This is a genomic window from Streptomyces sp. NPDC008001 (assembly GCF_042958085.1).
Taxonomy (GTDB): domain Bacteria; phylum Actinomycetota; class Actinomycetes; order Streptomycetales; family Streptomycetaceae; genus Streptomyces.
Window position 1 is genome coordinate 25,974 of sequence record NZ_JBIBIZ010000008.1, and the last position, 17,235, is coordinate 43,208.

General features: G+C 72.1%; 15 protein-coding genes. 11 read left to right on the forward strand and 4 right to left on the reverse strand.

Annotated features, from left to right (window positions below; genetic code table 11):
* Nucleotides 1-125 precede the first annotated feature (125 nt).
* A complete protein-coding gene (locus ACFZCD_RS21535) occupies nucleotides 126-1,952 on the forward strand; it encodes an IucA/IucC family protein (RefSeq protein ID WP_391833968.1) in 1,827 nt (608 codons plus the stop codon).
* A 61-nt stretch (nucleotides 1,953-2,013) separates the two neighbouring features.
* Nucleotides 2,014-3,993, forward strand: coding sequence for an ATP-dependent DNA helicase (locus ACFZCD_RS21540; RefSeq protein WP_391833194.1), 1,980 nt, complete (start codon nucleotides 2,014-2,016; stop codon nucleotides 3,991-3,993).
* A gap of 104 nt (nucleotides 3,994-4,097) precedes the next feature.
* On the opposite strand, the gene lexA is transcribed toward ACFZCD_RS21540, so the two are convergent.
* A complete protein-coding gene (lexA, locus tag ACFZCD_RS21545; protein ID WP_391833195.1) occupies nucleotides 4,098-4,883 on the reverse strand; it encodes a transcriptional repressor LexA in 786 nt (261 codons plus the stop codon).
* Nucleotides 4,884-5,417: 534 nt separating this feature from the next.
* Between lexA and nrdR the strand changes: the two genes are divergently transcribed.
* Both nrdR and ACFZCD_RS21555 read left to right on the forward strand, forming a co-directional pair.
* Nucleotides 5,418-5,930: a transcriptional regulator NrdR gene (gene nrdR, locus ACFZCD_RS21550; protein WP_391833196.1), complete on the forward strand. Its 513-nt coding sequence runs from the start codon at nucleotides 5,418-5,420 to the stop codon at nucleotides 5,928-5,930.
* Nucleotides 5,931-6,042: 112 nt separating this feature from the next.
* A complete protein-coding gene (locus ACFZCD_RS21555) occupies nucleotides 6,043-8,907 on the forward strand; it encodes a vitamin B12-dependent ribonucleotide reductase (RefSeq protein WP_391833198.1) in 2,865 nt (954 codons plus the stop codon).
* 72 nt (nucleotides 8,908-8,979) lie between these two features.
* Here ACFZCD_RS21555 and ACFZCD_RS21560 read toward each other — a convergent pair whose 3' ends face one another.
* Nucleotides 8,980-9,402, reverse strand: coding sequence for a nuclear transport factor 2 family protein (locus tag ACFZCD_RS21560; protein ID WP_391833200.1), 423 nt, complete (start codon nucleotides 9,400-9,402; stop codon nucleotides 8,980-8,982).
* Nucleotides 9,403-9,509: 107 nt separating this feature from the next.
* On the opposite strand from ACFZCD_RS21560, the gene ACFZCD_RS21565 reads away from it, so the two are divergent.
* Entirely contained in the window at nucleotides 9,510-10,118 is a 609-nt protein-coding gene (locus tag ACFZCD_RS21565) for a TetR/AcrR family transcriptional regulator (RefSeq protein ID WP_391833202.1), read from the forward strand.
* 276 nt (nucleotides 10,119-10,394) lie between these two features.
* Nucleotides 10,395-11,000 carry a YdbC family protein gene (locus tag ACFZCD_RS21570; RefSeq protein WP_391833204.1) on the forward strand — a complete coding sequence of 202 codons (606 nt, stop codon included), beginning with the start codon at nucleotides 10,395-10,397 and terminating at the stop codon, nucleotides 10,998-11,000.
* Nucleotides 11,001-11,070: 70 nt separating this feature from the next.
* Here ACFZCD_RS21570 and ACFZCD_RS21575 read toward each other — a convergent pair whose 3' ends face one another.
* On the reverse strand, nucleotides 11,071-11,745 hold the full coding sequence (locus ACFZCD_RS21575; protein ID WP_391833970.1) for a TetR/AcrR family transcriptional regulator: 675 nt from the start codon (nucleotides 11,743-11,745) through the stop codon (nucleotides 11,071-11,073).
* A 124-nt stretch (nucleotides 11,746-11,869) separates the two neighbouring features.
* Between ACFZCD_RS21575 and abc-f the strand changes: the two genes are divergently transcribed.
* The 5 genes from abc-f to ACFZCD_RS21600 all read left to right on the forward strand — a co-directional run bounded on the left by abc-f (nucleotide 11,870) and on the right by ACFZCD_RS21600 (nucleotide 16,561).
* Nucleotides 11,870-13,486, forward strand: coding sequence for a ribosomal protection-like ABC-F family protein (abc-f, locus tag ACFZCD_RS21580; protein ID WP_391833206.1), 1,617 nt, complete (start codon nucleotides 11,870-11,872; stop codon nucleotides 13,484-13,486).
* A gap of 37 nt (nucleotides 13,487-13,523) precedes the next feature.
* Nucleotides 13,524-14,183, forward strand: coding sequence for a histidine phosphatase family protein (locus tag ACFZCD_RS21585; protein WP_391833208.1), 660 nt, complete (start codon nucleotides 13,524-13,526; stop codon nucleotides 14,181-14,183).
* A gap of 11 nt (nucleotides 14,184-14,194) precedes the next feature.
* Nucleotides 14,195-15,094, forward strand: coding sequence for an ADP-ribosylglycohydrolase family protein (locus ACFZCD_RS21590; RefSeq protein WP_391833210.1), 900 nt, complete (start codon nucleotides 14,195-14,197; stop codon nucleotides 15,092-15,094).
* A gap of 127 nt (nucleotides 15,095-15,221) precedes the next feature.
* Nucleotides 15,222-15,923 carry a ribonuclease HII gene (locus ACFZCD_RS21595; protein WP_391833212.1) on the forward strand — a complete coding sequence of 234 codons (702 nt, stop codon included), beginning with the start codon at nucleotides 15,222-15,224 and terminating at the stop codon, nucleotides 15,921-15,923.
* Nucleotides 15,924-15,982: 59 nt separating this feature from the next.
* Entirely contained in the window at nucleotides 15,983-16,561 is a 579-nt protein-coding gene (locus ACFZCD_RS21600) for a hypothetical protein (protein ID WP_391833214.1), read from the forward strand.
* 87 nt (nucleotides 16,562-16,648) lie between these two features.
* Here the strand turns inward: ACFZCD_RS21600 and ACFZCD_RS21605 are convergent, their stop codons facing one another.
* Nucleotides 16,649-17,227: a hypothetical protein gene (locus ACFZCD_RS21605; protein WP_391833216.1), complete on the reverse strand. Its 579-nt coding sequence runs from the start codon at nucleotides 17,225-17,227 to the stop codon at nucleotides 16,649-16,651.
* Nucleotides 17,228-17,235 lie beyond the last annotated feature (8 nt).

Sequence of the window (17,235 nt, forward strand, 5' to 3'; positions counted from 1 at the left end):
GACGCGTAGGCAGCGCCGAACGCGCAGGCCATGCGTATCCCGAGGACGCCACTGATCGCCCCACGCGCCCCGTCCGCCCCGACGGCTCGCACTGGACCCTCGCGGGCTCCCGCCTGCTCGCCAAGATGATCGGCGAGCTCAGCTACGAGGGCGTGCTCGCCCCCGAGCCGGACACCGTGATCCCCGAGCAGGACACCGCTCTCCCGGAGCCGGACACCGTGGCCCCCGGGCCGGACGACTCGGCCCCCGCACCGGACAAGACGCCACCCGGGCCGGACGCCACATCCCCCGGGCAGGACGCCATGACCCCCGCGCCGGCCGCCCCCTACCGGCTGCGGTTAACGGGCGACGTCACCTACCGCTTCCGCGCCCGCCGGGGCGCGTACGGCCACTGGCGCGTCGACCCCGATTCCGTATCCCCCTCACAGGACCCCTTCGAGTTCCTCACCCACGCCCATGACACCGTGCTCGGCCTGTCCGGCGACACCACCGGCCACCTGGTCAGGGAGCTCCTCGCCACCCTCGCCGCCGACACCCGCCTCCAGACGAGCGCCCTCAGCGCGGCCGAGCTCGCCGATCTCGACTACGCCGCGCTGGAGGGGCACCAGACCGGCCACCCCTGGCTGATCGCCAACAAGGGCCGGCTCGGCTTCTCCGCCTCCGACAGCGCCCGCTGGGCCCCGGAGGCCCGCACCCCGCGCCGCCTGCCCTGGATCGCCGCCCACCGCGACCTCGCGCGCTACCGGGCCGTCCCCGCACTGGCCACCCCCGATCTCCTCTACGCCGAAGAGCTCGCCCCCGGCACCCGCGCCGCCTTCGCCCGGACCGTCACCGACCACGGCCGGGACCCCGCCGACTACCTCTGGCTCCCCGTCCACCCCTGGCAGTGGGACGAGACCGTGGCCCCCCTCTTCGCGCCCTGTCTCGCCGACGGAACCATCATCCCCCTGCCCACTGACAACGACCTCCGGCTGCCCCAGCAGTCCGTCCGCACCTTCCTCAACGCCAGCCGGCCGAACGCCCGGACCGTCAAGCTGCCGCTCTCGATCCTCAACACCCTCGTCTGGCGCGGCCTGCCCACGGAGCGCACCCTCGCCGCCCCCGCCGTCACCGCCTGGGTCCACGCCGTCCGGGACGAGGACGACTTCCTCCGGGACGAGACCCGCGTGATCCTGCTCGGCGAGACCGCCTCCGTGACCGTCGAGCACCCCCTCTACGACCGGCTGCCCGGCGTCCCCTACCAGTACAAGGAACTGCTCGGCTGCATCTGGCGCGAGCCCCTCGGTCCCGCCCTCGCCCCCGGCGAGCGCGCCCGCACCCTCGCGGCCCTGCTGCACACCGATCCCGCCGGCCGTTCCTTCACCGCCGAGCTGGTCCACCGCTCCGGCCTGGCCCCGGCCGACTGGCTGCGCCGGCTCTTCGCCGCGCTGCTCCCGCCGCTCCTGCGCTTCCTCTACCGCTACGGCACCGTGTTCTCCCCGCACGGCGAGAACGCCATCGTGGTCTTCGACGACCAGGACATCCCCACCCGCCTCGCCGTCAAGGACTTCGTCGACGACATCAACGTCAGCGCCGTGCCGCTGCCCGAGCACGACTCCATGCCCGGCGACGTACGGGACGTCCTGCTCACCGAACCGCCCCGGTTCCTCACCCAGTTCATCCACTCCGGCCTCTTCGTCGGCGTCTTCCGCTACCTCGCGCCGCTGTGCGAGGAACAACTCGGCGTGCCCGAGGCAGCCTTCTGGTCGCTCGTACGGGCGGAGATCGTGCGGCACCACGAGCGCTTCCCGCGGATGAAGGACCGCTACGAGGCCTTCGACCTGCTCACACCCCGGATCGAGCGGCTCTGCCTCAACCGCAACCGGCTGCACCTCGACGGCTACCGCGACCGCCCGGACCGCCCGCACGCGGCCGTCCACGGGACCGTGCCCAATCCGCTGCACATTCCGTGACGCCCGCACATTCCGTGACGCCGCCGCCGATGTCAGTGCCGCCCCTTAGGGTGGAAGAGCTATGACTGCCTCCTCCTCGCCCTCCCTCGCCGATCTGCTGCACGCCGCCGTCACCGCCGTCGGCGGCACCGAGCGGCCCGGCCAGGTCACCATGGCCGAATCCGTCGCCGAAGCCGTCGACGGCAATTCCCACCTGCTCGTCCAGGCCGGCACCGGCACCGGCAAGTCCCTCGGCTATCTGGTGCCGGCCCTGGCCCACGGCGAGCGCGTGGTGGTGGCCACCGCGACGCTGGCGCTCCAGCGCCAGCTCGTGGAGCGCGATCTTCCGCGGACGGTGGACGCCCTGCAGCCGCTGCTGCGCCGCCGCCCCCAGTTCGCCATGCTCAAGGGCCGGTCCAATTACCTGTGCCTGCACCGGCTGCACGAGGGGGTGCCCCAGGAAGAGGAGGAGGGGCTCTTCGACCCCTTCGAGGCGGCGGCGCCCTCCAGCAAGCTCGGCAAGGACCTGCTGCGCCTGCGCGACTGGTCGGACGAGACGGAGACCGGCGACCGCGACGATCTCACCCCGGGCGTGTCCGACCGTGCCTGGTCCCAGGTGTCGGTCACGTCCCGCGAGTGCCTCGGCGCCTCGAAGTGCGCGTACGGCGCGGAGTGCTTCGCCGAGGCCGCCCGGGAGCGGGCCAAGCTCGCCGACGTGGTGGTCACCAACCACGCCCTGCTGGCCATCGACGCCATCGAGGGCGCCCCGGTGCTGCCCGGCCATGAGGTCCTGATCGTCGACGAGGCCCATGAGCTGGTCTCCCGCGTGACCGGCGTCGCCACCGGCGAGCTCACCCCCGGCCAGGTCAACCGCGCCGTGCGGCGAGCGGCCAAGCTGGTCGACGAGAAGGCCGCCGATGCCCTGCAGACCGCCGCCGAGAGCTTCGAGCGCCTGATGGAGCTCGCCCTCCCCGGCCGCCTGGAGGAGCTCCCGGACGATCTCGAGTACGCCCTGGCGGCACTGCGTGACGCAGCCCGTACGGTCATCTCGGCGATCGGCAACACCCGCGACAAGTCCGTGCAGGACGAGGACGCGGTCCGCAAGCAGGCCCTCGCCGCCGTGGAGAGCATCCACGCGGTCGCCGAGCGCATCGTGGAGGGCTCCGAGTACGACGTCGTCTGGTACGAGCGGCACGACCGCTTCGGGGCGTCGCTGCGGGTGGCGCCGCTCTCCGTCTCCGGGCTGCTGCGCGAGAAGCTCTTCAGCGAGCGGTCCGTGGTGCTCACCTCGGCCACGCTCAAGCTCGGCGGGGACTTCAACGGCGTCGCCGCGTCCCTGGGCCTGGCCCCCGAGGGCACCGGCGGCGTGAACAGCCCGGAGTGGAAGGGCGTCGACGTCGGCTCGCCGTTCGACTATCCCAAGCAGGGCATCCTCTACGTCGCCCGGCACCTCTCCCAGCCCGGCCGCGAGGGCAGCCGTACGGACATGCTGGACGAGCTGGCCGAGCTGGTGGAGGCCGCCGGCGGCCGGACGCTCGGGCTGTTCTCCTCGATGCGCGCGGCCCAGGCCGCGGCCGAGGCGCTGCGCGGCCGCCTCGACGTGCCGATCCTCCTCCAGGGCGAGGAGACGCTCGGCGAGCTGATCCGGAATTTCGCCGCCGATGCCCGTACGTGCCTGTTCGGCACGCTGTCCCTGTGGCAGGGCGTCGATGTGCCGGGGCCGAGTTGCCAGCTGGTCGTGATGGACCGGGTGCCCTTCCCGCGCCCGGACGACCCGCTGATGAGCGCCCGGCAGAAGGCCGTGGAGGAGGCGGGCGGCAATGGCTTCATGGCCGTGGCGGCCACCCATGCGGCGCTGCTGATGGCCCAGGGTGCCGGCCGGCTCGTCCGGGCCTCGGGAGATCGTGGCGTGGTCGCCGTCCTGGACCCCCGGCTGGCCACCGCCCGCTATGGCGGCTTCCTGCGCTCGTCGCTGCCCGACTTCTGGTACACCACGGACCGTAATCAGGTGCGGCGCTCGCTGGCGGCGATCGACGAGGCGGCGAAGGCGGACGGCCGCTAGGGTCTGGAGGCGCTGAAGGCCTTGAGGCGGGAAAAGGCGGGAAAGTAAAAGAGCCCCGGAACCGGCGCAGATGGTTCCGGGGCCCGGCCTTGCGGCCCGCACCTTCAGACGCGGCGCAGCACCGCCACGACCTTGCCGAGGATGGTGGCCTCGTCGCCCGGGATCGGCTGGTAGGCGGCGTTGTGCGGCAGCAGCCACACATGGCCGTCCTCGCGCTTGAAGCGCTTGACCGTGGCCTCGCCGTCGAGCATGGCGGCCACGATGTCGCCGTTCTCCGCGACGGGCTGGCGGCGGACCGTGACCCAGTCGCCGTCGCAGATGGCGGCTTCGATCATGGAGTCGCCTACGACCTTGAGGACGAACAGCTCACCGTCGCCCACCAGTTGGCGGGGGAGCGGGAAGACGTCCTCGACGGACTCCTCGGCCAGGATCGGACCGCCTGCGGCGATCCGGCCGACCAGCGGCACGTAGGACGCGGCGGGCTTGCCCGTGGTGTCCGTGGGCTGCGAGCTGGGCTGGTCCGAGCCGCGCACCTCGTAGGCGCGGGGCCGGTGCGGATCACGGCGCAGGAAGCCCTTGCGCTCCAGCGCCATGAGCTGGTGCGCCACCGAGGACGTGCTCGACAGCCCGACCGCCTGGCCGATCTCCCGCATGGAGGGTGGGTAGCCCCGGCGCTGGACGGAATCCCGGATCACTTCGATGACCCGCCGCTGGCGGTCGGTGAGACCCGAGCTGTCGGCCCGGATTCCTGGAGGTCGCCCAGGGAGGGCCCGGGCGGGCTTCTGCCCCTCGGCGCTCATGGCTGCGTCATTCATCGGGTGTGCCTGGTCGAGTCGGTTCTGGGAGCGGTCCTGGGCGGTGATTGTGGCGCTGTCTGCGGTGGTGGTCACGTCGGCCCCTCTCGAGATGTTCTCCCTAGCTGGACAACGGTAGTTGCTTTCGAAAGGTTGCGCCAAACACACGTTCGAGTGAAATATCGAAGTTTGCCTGACGTGATCAAGGTTGGGGGTGTACGGCTGAAGATCAATTCGACCATTACGGTACCCTTCGGTGCGAAGCGCACCGGGCGGGTTCCGGGCCCCGCAGGGCCCCGTGCAGGCCCGGCCGGCCCCGGCCGGAGGGCTCCGCGCGGTGGCTCCAGTGTGTCATCAAAGCCCCGTGCTCCTGGCGCAGGGGCGGCTCGCGTAGGCTCGTGGCCGTCCCCGGCGGTCACGACACGCGCCCGGCGCGGTTCACCGCACGGCACCAGATCTAGTGGTTTGATTGGCGGCAGCCGCCCACAGATTGTGGTCGAGGGGCATCGCCGGTCATTTGCGGGCGCTGTCATCGCCTATGCTGGGGGCTGCTTCGCGGGGCCTCCGTTCGAGGGTCCGCCGAGGCTGAAGATCGTGCACAGTCCCAGAGGGTGAGGAGGGTGGAGAGCCATGCACTGCCCCTTCTGCAGGCACCCCGACAGCCGCGTCGTCGACAGCCGGACCACCGATGACGGCTGCTCGATCCGGCGTCGGCGCCAGTGCCCCGACTGCTCCCGTCGTTTCACGACCGTGGAGACCGCGTCGCTGATGGTGATCAAGCGGAGCGGGGTCACCGAGCCCTTCAGCCGCACCAAGGTCATTTCCGGGGTGCGCAAGGCGTGCCAGGGCCGCCCGGTCACCGAGGACGCCCTGGCCCAGCTCGGCCAGCGGGTCGAGGAGGCGGTGCGCGCCACGGGCAGCGCCGAGCTCTCCACCCACGACGTGGGTCTCGCCATACTCGGCCCCCTCCGGGACCTCGATCTCGTCGCGTATCTGCGGTTCGCGTCCGTGTACCAGGCGTTCGACTCGCTCGAGGACTTCGAGGCCGCCGTCGCGGAGCTCCGCGAGCAGCGGTCCGCCGCGACCGCCGGCGACGGCGACGGGAGCCCCCAGGTTCCCGCGCCCACCACGGCCGCCGACTAGCCGCGGCCACCACAGACCTGCCCGGCGCGCCGCGCGCCCGGGCGAAGACAGACATAGCGCGCCACGGAAGAATTGGGCGCATTAGGGCGTTTTGCCCGTAGAGGGAGGCGGCATGACCGAGACGACGAGCGGCCCGGCACGAGGTTCCCGCTCCAAGGGGAACAAGGGCGGCAAGGGTCTGCGTATCGAGCGCATCCACACCACCCCCGGTGTGCACCCGTACGACGAGGTCGTGTGGGAGCGCCGTGACGTCGTCATGACCAACTGGCGCGACGGCTCGATCAACTTCGAGCAGCGCGGCGTGGAGTTCCCCGACTTCTGGTCGGTGAACGCGGTCAACATCGTCACGAGCAAGTACTTCCGCGGTGCGACGGGTTCCCCCGAGCGCGAGTCCAGCCTCCGTCAGCTCATCGACCGCGTCGTGCTCACCTACCGCAAGGCGGGCGAGGAGCACGGCTACTTCGCCTCCCCCGCGGACGCCGAGATCTTCGAGCACGAGCTGACCTACGCCCTGCTGCACCAGGTCTTCAGCTTCAACTCGCCGGTCTGGTTCAACGTCGGCACCAAGCAGCCGCAGCAGGTCTCCGCCTGCTTCATCCTCTCCGTCGACGACTCCATGGAGTCGATCCTCGACTGGTACAAGGAAGAGGGGATGATCTTCAAGGGCGGCTCCGGCGCCGGCCTGAACCTCTCCCGCATCCGCTCCTCCAAGGAGCTGCTCTCCTCCGGCGGCAACGCCTCCGGCCCGGTCTCCTTCATGCGCGGCGCCGACGCCTCCGCAGGAACGATCAAGTCGGGCGGCGCCACGCGCCGCGCGGCCAAGATGGTCGTCCTCGACGTCGACCACCCCGACGTCGAGGCCTTCATCGAGACCAAGGTGAAGGAGGAGGAGAAGGTCCGCGCCCTGCGCGACGCCGGCTTCGACATGGACCTGGGCGGCGACGACATCACCTCCGTCCAGTACCAGAACGCCAACAACTCCGTCCGCGTCAACGACGAGTTCATGAAGGCCGTCGAGACCGGGTCGAAGTTCGGGCTGCGCGCCCGGATGACCGGTGAGGTCATCGAGGAGATCGACGCCAAGGGCCTCTTCCGCAAGATGGCCGAGGCCGCGTGGGCCTGCGCCGACCCGGGCATCCAGTACGACGACACGATCAACCACTGGCACACCTCGCCGGAGTCGGGCCGGATCACCGCGTCCAACCCGTGCAGCGAGTACATGCACCTGGACAACTCCTCGTGCAACCTCGCCTCCCTCAACCTCATGAAGTTCCTCCGCGACGACGACAAGGGCAACCAGTCGTTCGACGCCGAGCGCTTCGCCAAGGTCGTCGAGCTCGTCATCACGGCGATGGACATCTCCATCTGCTTCGCCGACTTCCCGACCGAGAAGATCGGCGAGACCACCCGCGCCTTCCGCCAGCTGGGCATCGGCTACGCCAACCTCGGCGCCCTGCTGATGGCCACCGGCCACGCCTACGACAGCGACGGCGGCCGCGCCCTCGCCGGTGCCATCACCTCCCTGATGACCGGCACCTCGTACAAGCGCTCCGCCGAGCTGGCCGCGGTCGTCGGCCCGTACGACGGCTACGCCCGCAACGCCGGCGCCCACCAGCGCGTCATGAAGCAGCACGCCGACGCCAACACGGTCGCCAAGCGCATGGACGACCTGGACACCCCGGTGTGGGCCGCCGCGACCGAGGCCTGGCAGGACGTCATCCGCCTCGGCGAGAAGAACGGCTTCCGCAACGCCCAGGCCTCCGTGCTGGCGCCCACGGGCACCATCGGCCTGATGATGGACTGCGACACCACGGGCGTCGAGCCGGACCTGGCCCTGGTCAAGTTCAAGAAGCTCGTCGGCGGCGGCTCGATGCAGATCGTCAACAACACGGTGCCGAAGGCGCTCAAGCGCCTGGGCTACCAGCCGGAGCAGATCGAGGCGATCGTCGCCCACATCGCCGAGCACGGCAATGTGATCGACGCCCCCGGTCTGAAGGCCGAGCACTACGAGGTCTTCGACTGCGCCATGGGCGAGCGCGCGATCTCCGCCATGGGCCACGTGCGCATGATGGCGGCCGCCCAGCCGTTCCTGTCCGGTGCGATCTCCAAGACGGTGAACCTGCCGGAGTCGGCCACCGTGGAGGAGGTCGAGGAGGTCTACTTCGAGGGCTGGAAGCTCGGCCTGAAGGCCCTCGCGATCTACCGGGACAACTGCAAGGTCGGCCAGCCGCTCTCCGCCAAGAAGAAGGAGGAGGCCAAGGCCGCCGAGACCGCCCCCGCCGCCGCGGAGAAGGTCGTCGAGTACCGCCCGGTCCGCAAGCGCCTGCCCAAGGGCCGCCCGGGCATCACCACCTCCTTCACGGTGGGCGGTGCCGAGGGCTACATGACCGCCAACTCCTACCCGGACGACGGCCTCGGCGAGGTCTTCCTGAAGATGTCCAAGCAGGGCTCGACCCTCGCGGGCATGATGGACGCCTTCTCCATCGCCGTCTCGGTCGGCCTGCAGTACGGCGTGCCCCTCGAGACGTACGTCTCGAAGTTCACCAACATGCGCTTCGAGCCGGCCGGCATGACGGACGACCCGGACGTGCGGATGGCGCAGTCGATCGTCGACTACATCTTCCGCCGCCTGGCGCTGGACTTCCTGCCCTTCGAGACCCGCTCGGCCCTCGGCATCCACTCCGCCGAGGAGCGTCAGCGTCACCTGGACACCGGCTCGTACGAGCCGATCGACGAGGACGTCGACGTGGAGGGCCTCGCCCAGTCCGCGCCGCGCCAGACCGAGGCCCCGAAGCCGTCGCAGCCGGCCGCCGCGGTCCCGGCCCCGAAGCAGGCGCACAACTCCACCGAGCTCGTGGAGATGCAGCTCGGGCTGAACGCGGACGCTCCGCTGTGCTTCTCCTGCGGCACGAAGATGCGCCGCGCGGGCAGCTGCTACCTCTGCGAGGGCTGCGGCTCGACCAGCGGCTGCAGCTGACGCGGGTGCCGCCCGGCACTGAATAGCACCTGAAGGCGGTGGCCGGAGGAATTCCTCCGGCCACCGCCTTCGTCATGCCCCCGCGGCGAATTCCCTCTGGTCCGCGGTGATCGGCACGTCGTTGATGCTGGCCTCGCGGCGCCGCATCAGGCCGTCGGGGGCGAATTCCCACTGCTCGTTCCCGTAGCTGCGCCACCACCGGCCGCCGGCGTCGTGCCATTCGTACCGGAAGCACACCGAGATCCGGTTGCCGGACCACGACCAGAGCTCCTTGCGCAGCCGGTAGTCGAGTTCCTTCTCCCATTTGCGGCGCAGGAAGGCCCGGATTTCGTCGCGGCCGGTGATGAATTCGTCGCGGTTCCGCCAGACGCAGTCCTCGGTGTAGGCGAGGGCGACCCGTTCGGGATCGCGGCTGTTCCAGGCGTCCTCGGCGGCCTGCACCTTGGCCCGGGCCGAGGATTCGTCGAAGGGGGGCAGGGGTGGGCGCTGGGTCATGGCATGCCCTTCTGAAATGTCCGGTGGACAATGGGAGAACGTCCGTTCTCCGGTTTCGTGTGTAGCCTAGAGAACGATCGTTCTCCGCGCCAGCCCGGGAGGGGCAAATGGACATCACCGAAGCCGACGGCCGCCTGCTCGACGCCGCGGAGTCCCTGTTCTACGAGCACGGTGTCCAGGCCGTCGGGATGGACCGGATCCGCGAGGCGTCCGGCGTCTCGCTCAAGCGCCTCTATCAGCGTTTTCCCTCGAAGGAAGTGTTGGTGGAGGCCTATCTGCGGCGTCGTGACAGACGCTGGCGGGGCGCGCTGGCCGAGTACGTCGCCACGCAGCCCTCGGTGGGGGAGCGGCCCCTCGCGGTATTCGACTGGCTGGAGCAGTGGTTCACCGAACCGGGCTTCCGGGGCTGCGCGTTCATCAATGCCTACGGTGAACTCGGTACGGGCTCCCCGGCGGTGGCCGCAGCCGTGAAGGACCACAAGGACGAGGTGCTGCGATACCTGCAAGGCCTCGTGCGGGATGCGGGTGTCGCGGAACCTGCGCCCCTGGCGGAGCAGCTGGCCGTCCTGGCCGACGGCGCGATCACCACGGCGGCGGTCGCCGGAACGCCCGCCCCTGCGCGACGCGCATGTGAAGCCGCCGCAGTGTTGCTGGGGGCCGCCGGTGTCGCGCCTCCGGCCCGTAGGAGCGTTTCCCGGTCGACCGCGCAGTCATGAACCGCTGCATCTCCCCGCACGCGCCCCGCCTTTCGTCCCGCGCGGGTGGTGCGGCAGGCGGAGCCCGGTGTACGGCGGAGCACGGTGAGCCCGTGCTCGTCGCTGCGCATGCGGACTGTTCGGAGGGGCAACGGGTGGTGCGCGCGGCGATGTTGGTGCGGACGTCGGCCTGAGAGATCCGCAACGAGCCGGGTGCGGCGCACGGTGGGGTCCTCGGACGGGTGCAGTCCTCCGGTACGTGACTGCGGGCCGCTGCCCGGGCCTTACGATGGCGCGGTGCTGGTCAAGTGGACTCGCTGCACCGTGGTCGACCGCCGCGGATTCGAACGCGGCCAACGAAAATGGGCGGGACTGCTCGGCGAGCCCGGCTTCCGGGGGCAGGGCGGGGGATGGAGCAGGGGGCGCCCGCACGTCGTGCACCTCTTCGGCTTCTGGGAGAGCCGGGCGTTCTACGACTCCTTCATGGCGCGCTCCCACGACAGGCTGGCGGCCGCGCAGGCCGGGACGGTCAAAGACGTCCAAGTGCGGCTGTTCGAGCACCGCTTCGACGTGAAGGTGGGCTTCCGCCCGCAGTTCACGGACGCGGACGTGGTGCGGATCGCCCACTGCCGCGTCCGGGAGGACCGCGTGGAGCACTTCACCCTGATGCAGGAGAAGGTGTGGAACCCGGCCATGGCCGGGTCCCCGGGCATGCTGCGCGGCGTCTTCGGGGAGGCCCCCGGCCGGGAGTTCCTGGTGCTCTCCGTGTGGAACTCCGAGGCCGAGCACGGAAAGTACCGCACGGAGCGGGTGGAACGGCTCGCCCTGCGCGCGCAGATCGAGGCGGACGTGGCGGCGATCGGCGGCGACATCGTCGCACTGGAGCCGTCCTGGACCGTGTGACGTGACGCATGGCGTGCCGGACGACGCACCGGACGGCACGCCGTGCGGTCTGCTGCGGTGCCTCTGCGCATCAGGCCGGTGATGCGAAGACTCCCGCGCGGGCCGCGGCGAGGGCGGCACCGGCGGCCTGACCGGCGGCCGTCCCGTCGAGCGGCTCGCGGGTGATGAACAGCCGGAAGAACAGCGGGGCCGACACGGCGCGGGCGAGCGAGCCGGCGTCGGTGCCCGCCGGCAGCTCCCCCCGGGCCACGGCTCGTTCGACCAGGGGAGCGCAGCGCGCGAAGCGCCCGGCGTAGAAGCCGCGCAGGGCGTCCGCCGCCTGCTCCGACTGGAACGCGGCGGCGATGAAGGCGGTGGGAGCCGCCCCGGCGGCCGGATCGCCGAAGGTGTCGACGACCTCCTGGGCCAGGGCGCGCAGATCGCCCTCCAGGGAGCCCGTGTCGGGCGGCGTCCAGCTGTCTTCGCCGGCCATGTCCAGTGCGTCGGCGACGAGTCCTTCGACGCTGCTCCAGCGCCGGTAGAGCGTCGTCTTGTGGACGCCGGAGTGCTCGGCGACGTACTCCACGGTGAGGCCGGGATAGCCGTGCTCGACCAGGCCGGAGAGGACGGCGTCGCGCACGGCTGCGCGCGTGCGGGCGGTCCGGCCGCCGGGTCGCACGGTGCCGGGTCGCACGGTGCCGGGCGTCGTCGGCTCGGCGGCGGGGGGCCGGGGAGGGTTCGAAGGCAACTGCAACTCCTGTTGCATTAGCTGGGTGGGGCGTGTCATGCTGAGCGTAACGCAACTCCGGTCGCATTTGGTGGCGGGCCGGTGTGCGTTCCGTGGGTCCCCTCGCGTACCCCGGTCCCTGCCGAAGCCGACGGAGGTTCGCTTGCCCACTCAGCTCTCTTTGCGTGGTGTGTCCATGTCCCGGGGCGACCGCCCGCTCCTCGACGACGTCACGTTCTCGGTGCGGCCGGGCGAGCGGATCGGCATCGTCGGCGAGAACGGCGCCGGGAAGTCCACGCTCCTGAGGCTCCTCGCCGGTGCCGAGACGCCCGACGACGGCACCGTCGTCTCCGCCGCCGAGGGCGGTGTCGGCCGCCTCGGGCAGACGCCCGAACTGCCGCCGGACCGCACGGTGGGCGACGCCGTCGACCACGCCCTGGCCGACCTCCGCGCCATGGAGCGCGGGCTGCGGGAGCTGGAGGCATCCCTGGGGGAGGGCCGCCCCGAGGCCCTCGCGGAGTACGGCGAATTGCTCACCGCCTTCGAGGCTCGCGGCGGCTACGAGGCCGACGCCAGGGTGGACAAGGCCCTGCACGCCCTGGGCCTCGCCCGCATCGGACGGGAGAGGCTGCTCGGCAGCCTCTCCGGGGGCGAACAGGCGCGGCTCGGACTCGCCTGCCTCATCGCGGCCGCCCCCGAGGTCATGCTCCTCGACGAACCCACCAACCACCTGGACGGCGCAGCCCTGACCTGGCTCGAGGACACCCTGCGGGCGCACCCCGGCACCGTCCTCGCCGTCTCCCACGACCGCGTCTTCCTCGAACGCGTCGCCACCGCCGTGGTGGAGCTCGACGCCGACCGCAGGTGCCTCGTCCGCTACGGCGGGGGATACACCGGATTCGTCGAGGAGCAGGCCGCCGCCCGCCGCCGCTGGGAGCAGGCGTACGAGGAGTGGTCGGCCGAAACGGCGGCCCTGGAGGACGCCGCCGCCGATGTCGCGCGCCGGGTCGCCCCGGGCCGCGCCGCCAAGGACGGCAACAAGATGGCCTACGACCGCGACAAGGGCCGGGTCCAGGCCTCTGTCGCCGGCCGGGTGCGCAACGCCCAGGAGCGGCTGCGACGGCTCCGGGAGAACCCGGTGCCCCGCCCGCCGGAGCCGCTGCGCTTCGCCGCCCGCCCGGCCGCGGGCACCGCGGAAGGCGTCCTCGTCGCCCTGGACGGCGTACGCGCGGGGGAACGGCTCGCGGTGGACCGCATGGAGGTCCGTGCGGGCGAGCGGCTACTGGTCCACGGGGCCAACGGCGCGGGCAAGAGCACCCTGCTGCGCCTCCTCGCGGGCGTCACCGAACCGGACGAGGGCACCGTGACCAGGCGCGGACGCATCGGCTACCTCGCCCAGGAGATCCCCGTGACCCGGCCCGCCGAGCGGCTGCTCGCCGCCTTCGGCCGCGGCCTGCCGGGCACGGAGGAGGAGCAGCGGGCTCTCCTGATGTCCTACGGGCTCTTCCGGGAGCGTGATCTCCACGTCCCGGTCGGCGCGCTCTCCGCCGGGCAGCGACGCCGTCTGGGGCTCGCCCGCCTCCTCGCCCGGCCCGCCGACCTCCTCCTGCTGGACGAGCCGACGAACCACCTCGCGCTCGGCCTCGTCGAGCAGCTGGAAGAGGCACTCGCCGCATGGGCCGGCGCCCTGGTCGTGGTCACCCACGACCGGCTGCTGCGGGAGCGCTTCGAGGGCCGGAGGTGCGAGATACGGGCCGGCCGGGCGCTGCCCGAGGGCTAGCGAGGCGGCGTCCCGGCGCTCGATTTAGGGTGGCGGCATGGCACGCCCCCGACGCATCGTTCTCATCCGGCACGGAGAGTCGGTGGGCAACGTCGACGACACGGTCTACGAGCGGGAACCCGACCACGCCCTGAGCCTGACGGAAAGAGGCCGCCGCCAGGCCAGGGACGCCGGGGGACCGCTCCGCGAGCTCTTCGGTGACGAGCGCGTCTCCGCCTACGTCTCCCCGTACCGCCGCGCTCACCAGACGTTCCACGCCCTGGGGCTCGACCCGGGCCGCGTGCGCGTCCGTGAGGAACCGCGGCTGCGCGAGCAGGACTGGGGAAACTGGCAGGACCCGATCGACGTACGCAAGCAGAAGGCGTACCGGGACGCCTACGGCCACTTCTTCTACAGGTTCGCCCAGGGCGAGTCCGGTGCCGACGTCTACGACCGCGTCGGTGCCTTCCTGGAGAGCCTGTGGCGCAGCTTCGAGGACCCCGGGCACCCGCCGAACGTCCTGCTCGTCACCCACGGCCTGACCATGCGGCTCTTCTGCATGCGCTGGTTCCACTGGACGGTCGCCGAGTTCGAGTGCCTGTCGAACCCGGGCAACGCCGAGAGCCGCTCCCTGCTCCTCGGCCCCGACGGCCGCTACCACCTCGACCGGCCGTTCGAGCGCTGGTGTACGCCTGAACCGTACGGCTTCACCGGTTAGAGTTCGCTGCGATGACCGCTGACCGTTTCCACCGCGCACTGGCGAGCCTGCGCGGGCTGGCCCTCGGCGACGCCCTCGGCTCCCAGTTCTTCGTCCCCGCCAACTACCCGTCCCTCAAGCGCCGCGAGCTGCCCCCGCCCCCCTGGCAGTGGACCGACGACACCGAGATGGCCTGCTCCGTGCTGGCCGTCCTCGCCGGGCACGGGCGGATCGACCAGGACGCGCTGGCCCGCTCCTTCGCGGAGCACCACGACTTCGACCGGGGCTACGGGCCGGCCGTGGGCCGCATGCTGCGCCTGGTCAGGGAGGGCGGTGACTGGCGGGAGCTGGCCTCGGCCCTCTTCAACGGGCAGGGCTCGTGGGGCAACGGCGCGGCCATGCGCATCGCCCCGCTCGGCGCCTGGTACGCGGACGACCCGGAACAGGCCACGCACCAGGCGGAGATCTCCGCGTACACCACCCACCAGCACCGTGAGGCGGTGGCCGGGACGATGGCCGTGGCCGCCGCGGCGGCCATCGCCGCGGGGCTGACCGGCCCCGTCGCCCCCGAAGCGCTCCTGGACGGAGTCATCGGCCTCGTCCCGCGGAGCGCGGTCCAGGCCGGGCTGCGCCGCGCGCGGGACATGCTCGACTACGGCGACCCGACCACGGTCGCCGCCGTCCTGGGCTGCGGCCGCCGCACCAGCGCGCACGACACGGTGCCCTTCGCCCTGTGGTCCGCGGCGCGCAACCTCACGTCCTACGAGTCCGCGTTCTGGACCACCGCACAGGTGGGCGGCGACGTGGACACCAACTGCGCCATCGTCGGCGGAGTGGTCGCCGCGGGAGAGCGGGGCGCGCCGCCCGCCGACTGGCTGCGGCACACCGAGCAGCTGCCGGAGTGGCTTCCCCCGGGCGCCGGCCGCCGGTAGGCGCACCGGCGGCGGCCGCGGCGGGTGACCGGAGCGACTGCGGGAAACCGGAATGGAACCGGCCGGAAGACAGGGGAGGGGGCGGGGCTACTCCGCCCAGGCGCAGGGGCGTACGCTTGCTGGCGCCATGCCGTACGAACCGCCTACCCACACCGTCGAGCGCTCCCTGCGCGCAACGACCGGAGCCAAGGTCGTCGCCGGGCTCGACGAGGTCGGCCGGGGCGCCTGGGCCGGCCCCGTCACCGTGTGCGCGGCAGTCACAGGGCTGCGCCGCCCGCCCGAGGGCCTCACCGACTCCAAGCTGCTGACGCCCAAGCGGCGAGCGGTCCTAGCCGGGCAGCTGGAGACCTGGGTCACCGCCCATGCCCTCGGCCACTCCTCCCCACAGGAGATCGACGAGCTGGGCATGACGGCGGCCCTGCGGCTGGCGGCGACCCGTGCCCTGGAGGCACTGCCCGTCCGGCCCGAGGTGGTGATCCTCGACGGCAAGCACGACTACCTCGGCGATCCCTGGCGGGTCCGTACGGTCATCAAGGGCGACCAGTCCTGTGTGGTCGTCGCGGCGGCGTCCGTGCTCGCCAAGGTCCGGCGCGACGCCATGATGGCGGAACTGGGCGCCGGCTACGAAGACTTCGGCTTCTGTGACAACGCCGGATACCCCTCGCCGGTGCACCGCGCCGCCCTGGAGGCGCTGGGCCCCACCCCGCACCACCGGCTGTCCTGGTCCTATCTGGACGCACTGCCCAGGTGGCAGCACCTCAAGCGGGTTCGCAGCGTCCCCGACACAGCTTCACTGGAGGCCGGTGGCCAGCTCGGTTTCGATTTCTGAGCGGCCCTGACCGCCACCCGCCGACGCGACTCGCACCGGCGTTTGATAAACAACAACTCATGCCTCTCATCCCCGAGGAGCCTCAGATTCACGAGAGTGTCCCGGGTCCCAGCGCCGTGCCGGCCCCCGGCCGTACGACGCCGACCCCCCGCCCTGTCCCTGGCCCCCGCCCGGCACCGCGTCCCGGCCCCGCCGCCCGGCGCGGCCCGGCCCCGGCGCCGGCCCGGCCCGCCGCGGCAGAGCCGGCCGCCGGTCCGCAGGTCCAGCTGATCCCCGCCTCCGCGCAGGGTGCCCTGGACGCCGCGGACGAAGCCGTCGACCTGCTGCTCGACACCGGCCGTGCACCCGGCGAGATCCTGGTGCTCACGACCGGCGACCCGCACCCGTGGGCGGCGCACGAGCTGTCCTTCGGCGAGGCGTCCTACTGGGCGCAGCACGACGCCCGTGACGACGTCTTCTACGCGGCCGCCGACGCCGACCGCGCCGGCACCCGGCCCGTCGTGGTCGTGGCCGTCAACGGCGGCGACGACGATGCCGTCGCCCGCGGGCTGCCCGCGGCGATGGGCCGCGCCGGTGCGCTGCTGATCGTCTGCGGCGACCCGCAGCGCGTCAACGCCCTGATTTCCGCGGGCGTCTGAGGCCGGACCCGGCGGCCGCCTCCCTGCGGGGGTGGCCGCGGGTCCGGACCTGATCCCGGGCGGGCGACGCCCGGGATTTCACCACCGTCAGCGGGCTGCCGTGCGGCGGTGCGCTTCCGGTGCGCCGCCGCCCGACGTCACGGGTGCCGGCGGGTGTTCCGGCGAGCGCGGCCGGCGTCCGCTGCGGCCCTCGCCGAGGATCTGCCAGCCACCAGGGGTCAGCGTGATGTACGCCCCGCAGCGCAGCCCGTGCAGCGTGCAGGCGTCACGCAGACCCCACATCCATGCTCCGTCCTCCTCCGTCCAATGGGCCCCGCCCGGACGGCAGTAGAGAAGCACCGCCGTCCTGACCGGGGTGCGCCGCCGCAGGTCGTGCGGGATCACCCGGCGAAGCTGCGCGAGAAGGGCGTTGCGCAGCTCCCAGCCGTCGGGCGGGGTGGGCCGGCGGACGAACGAAGCGCTCGCCGCGAGCCGTTCGTCGTGGTCGAGGACGGCGATGACAGCCGTCGACGGCGCCGGCAGATGGCGGGCGTGCAGACCGGTGATCACTTCGCGCGGGTTGCGCAGCAGGGGAATTCCGGCCGCGGCCCATTCGGAGGGCTCGAGCATCCGGCTCAGCCGGTGACCGGGCTCGGCGGGCGGTGGCGGTGCGAAGTCGAAGGCCATGACCCTCC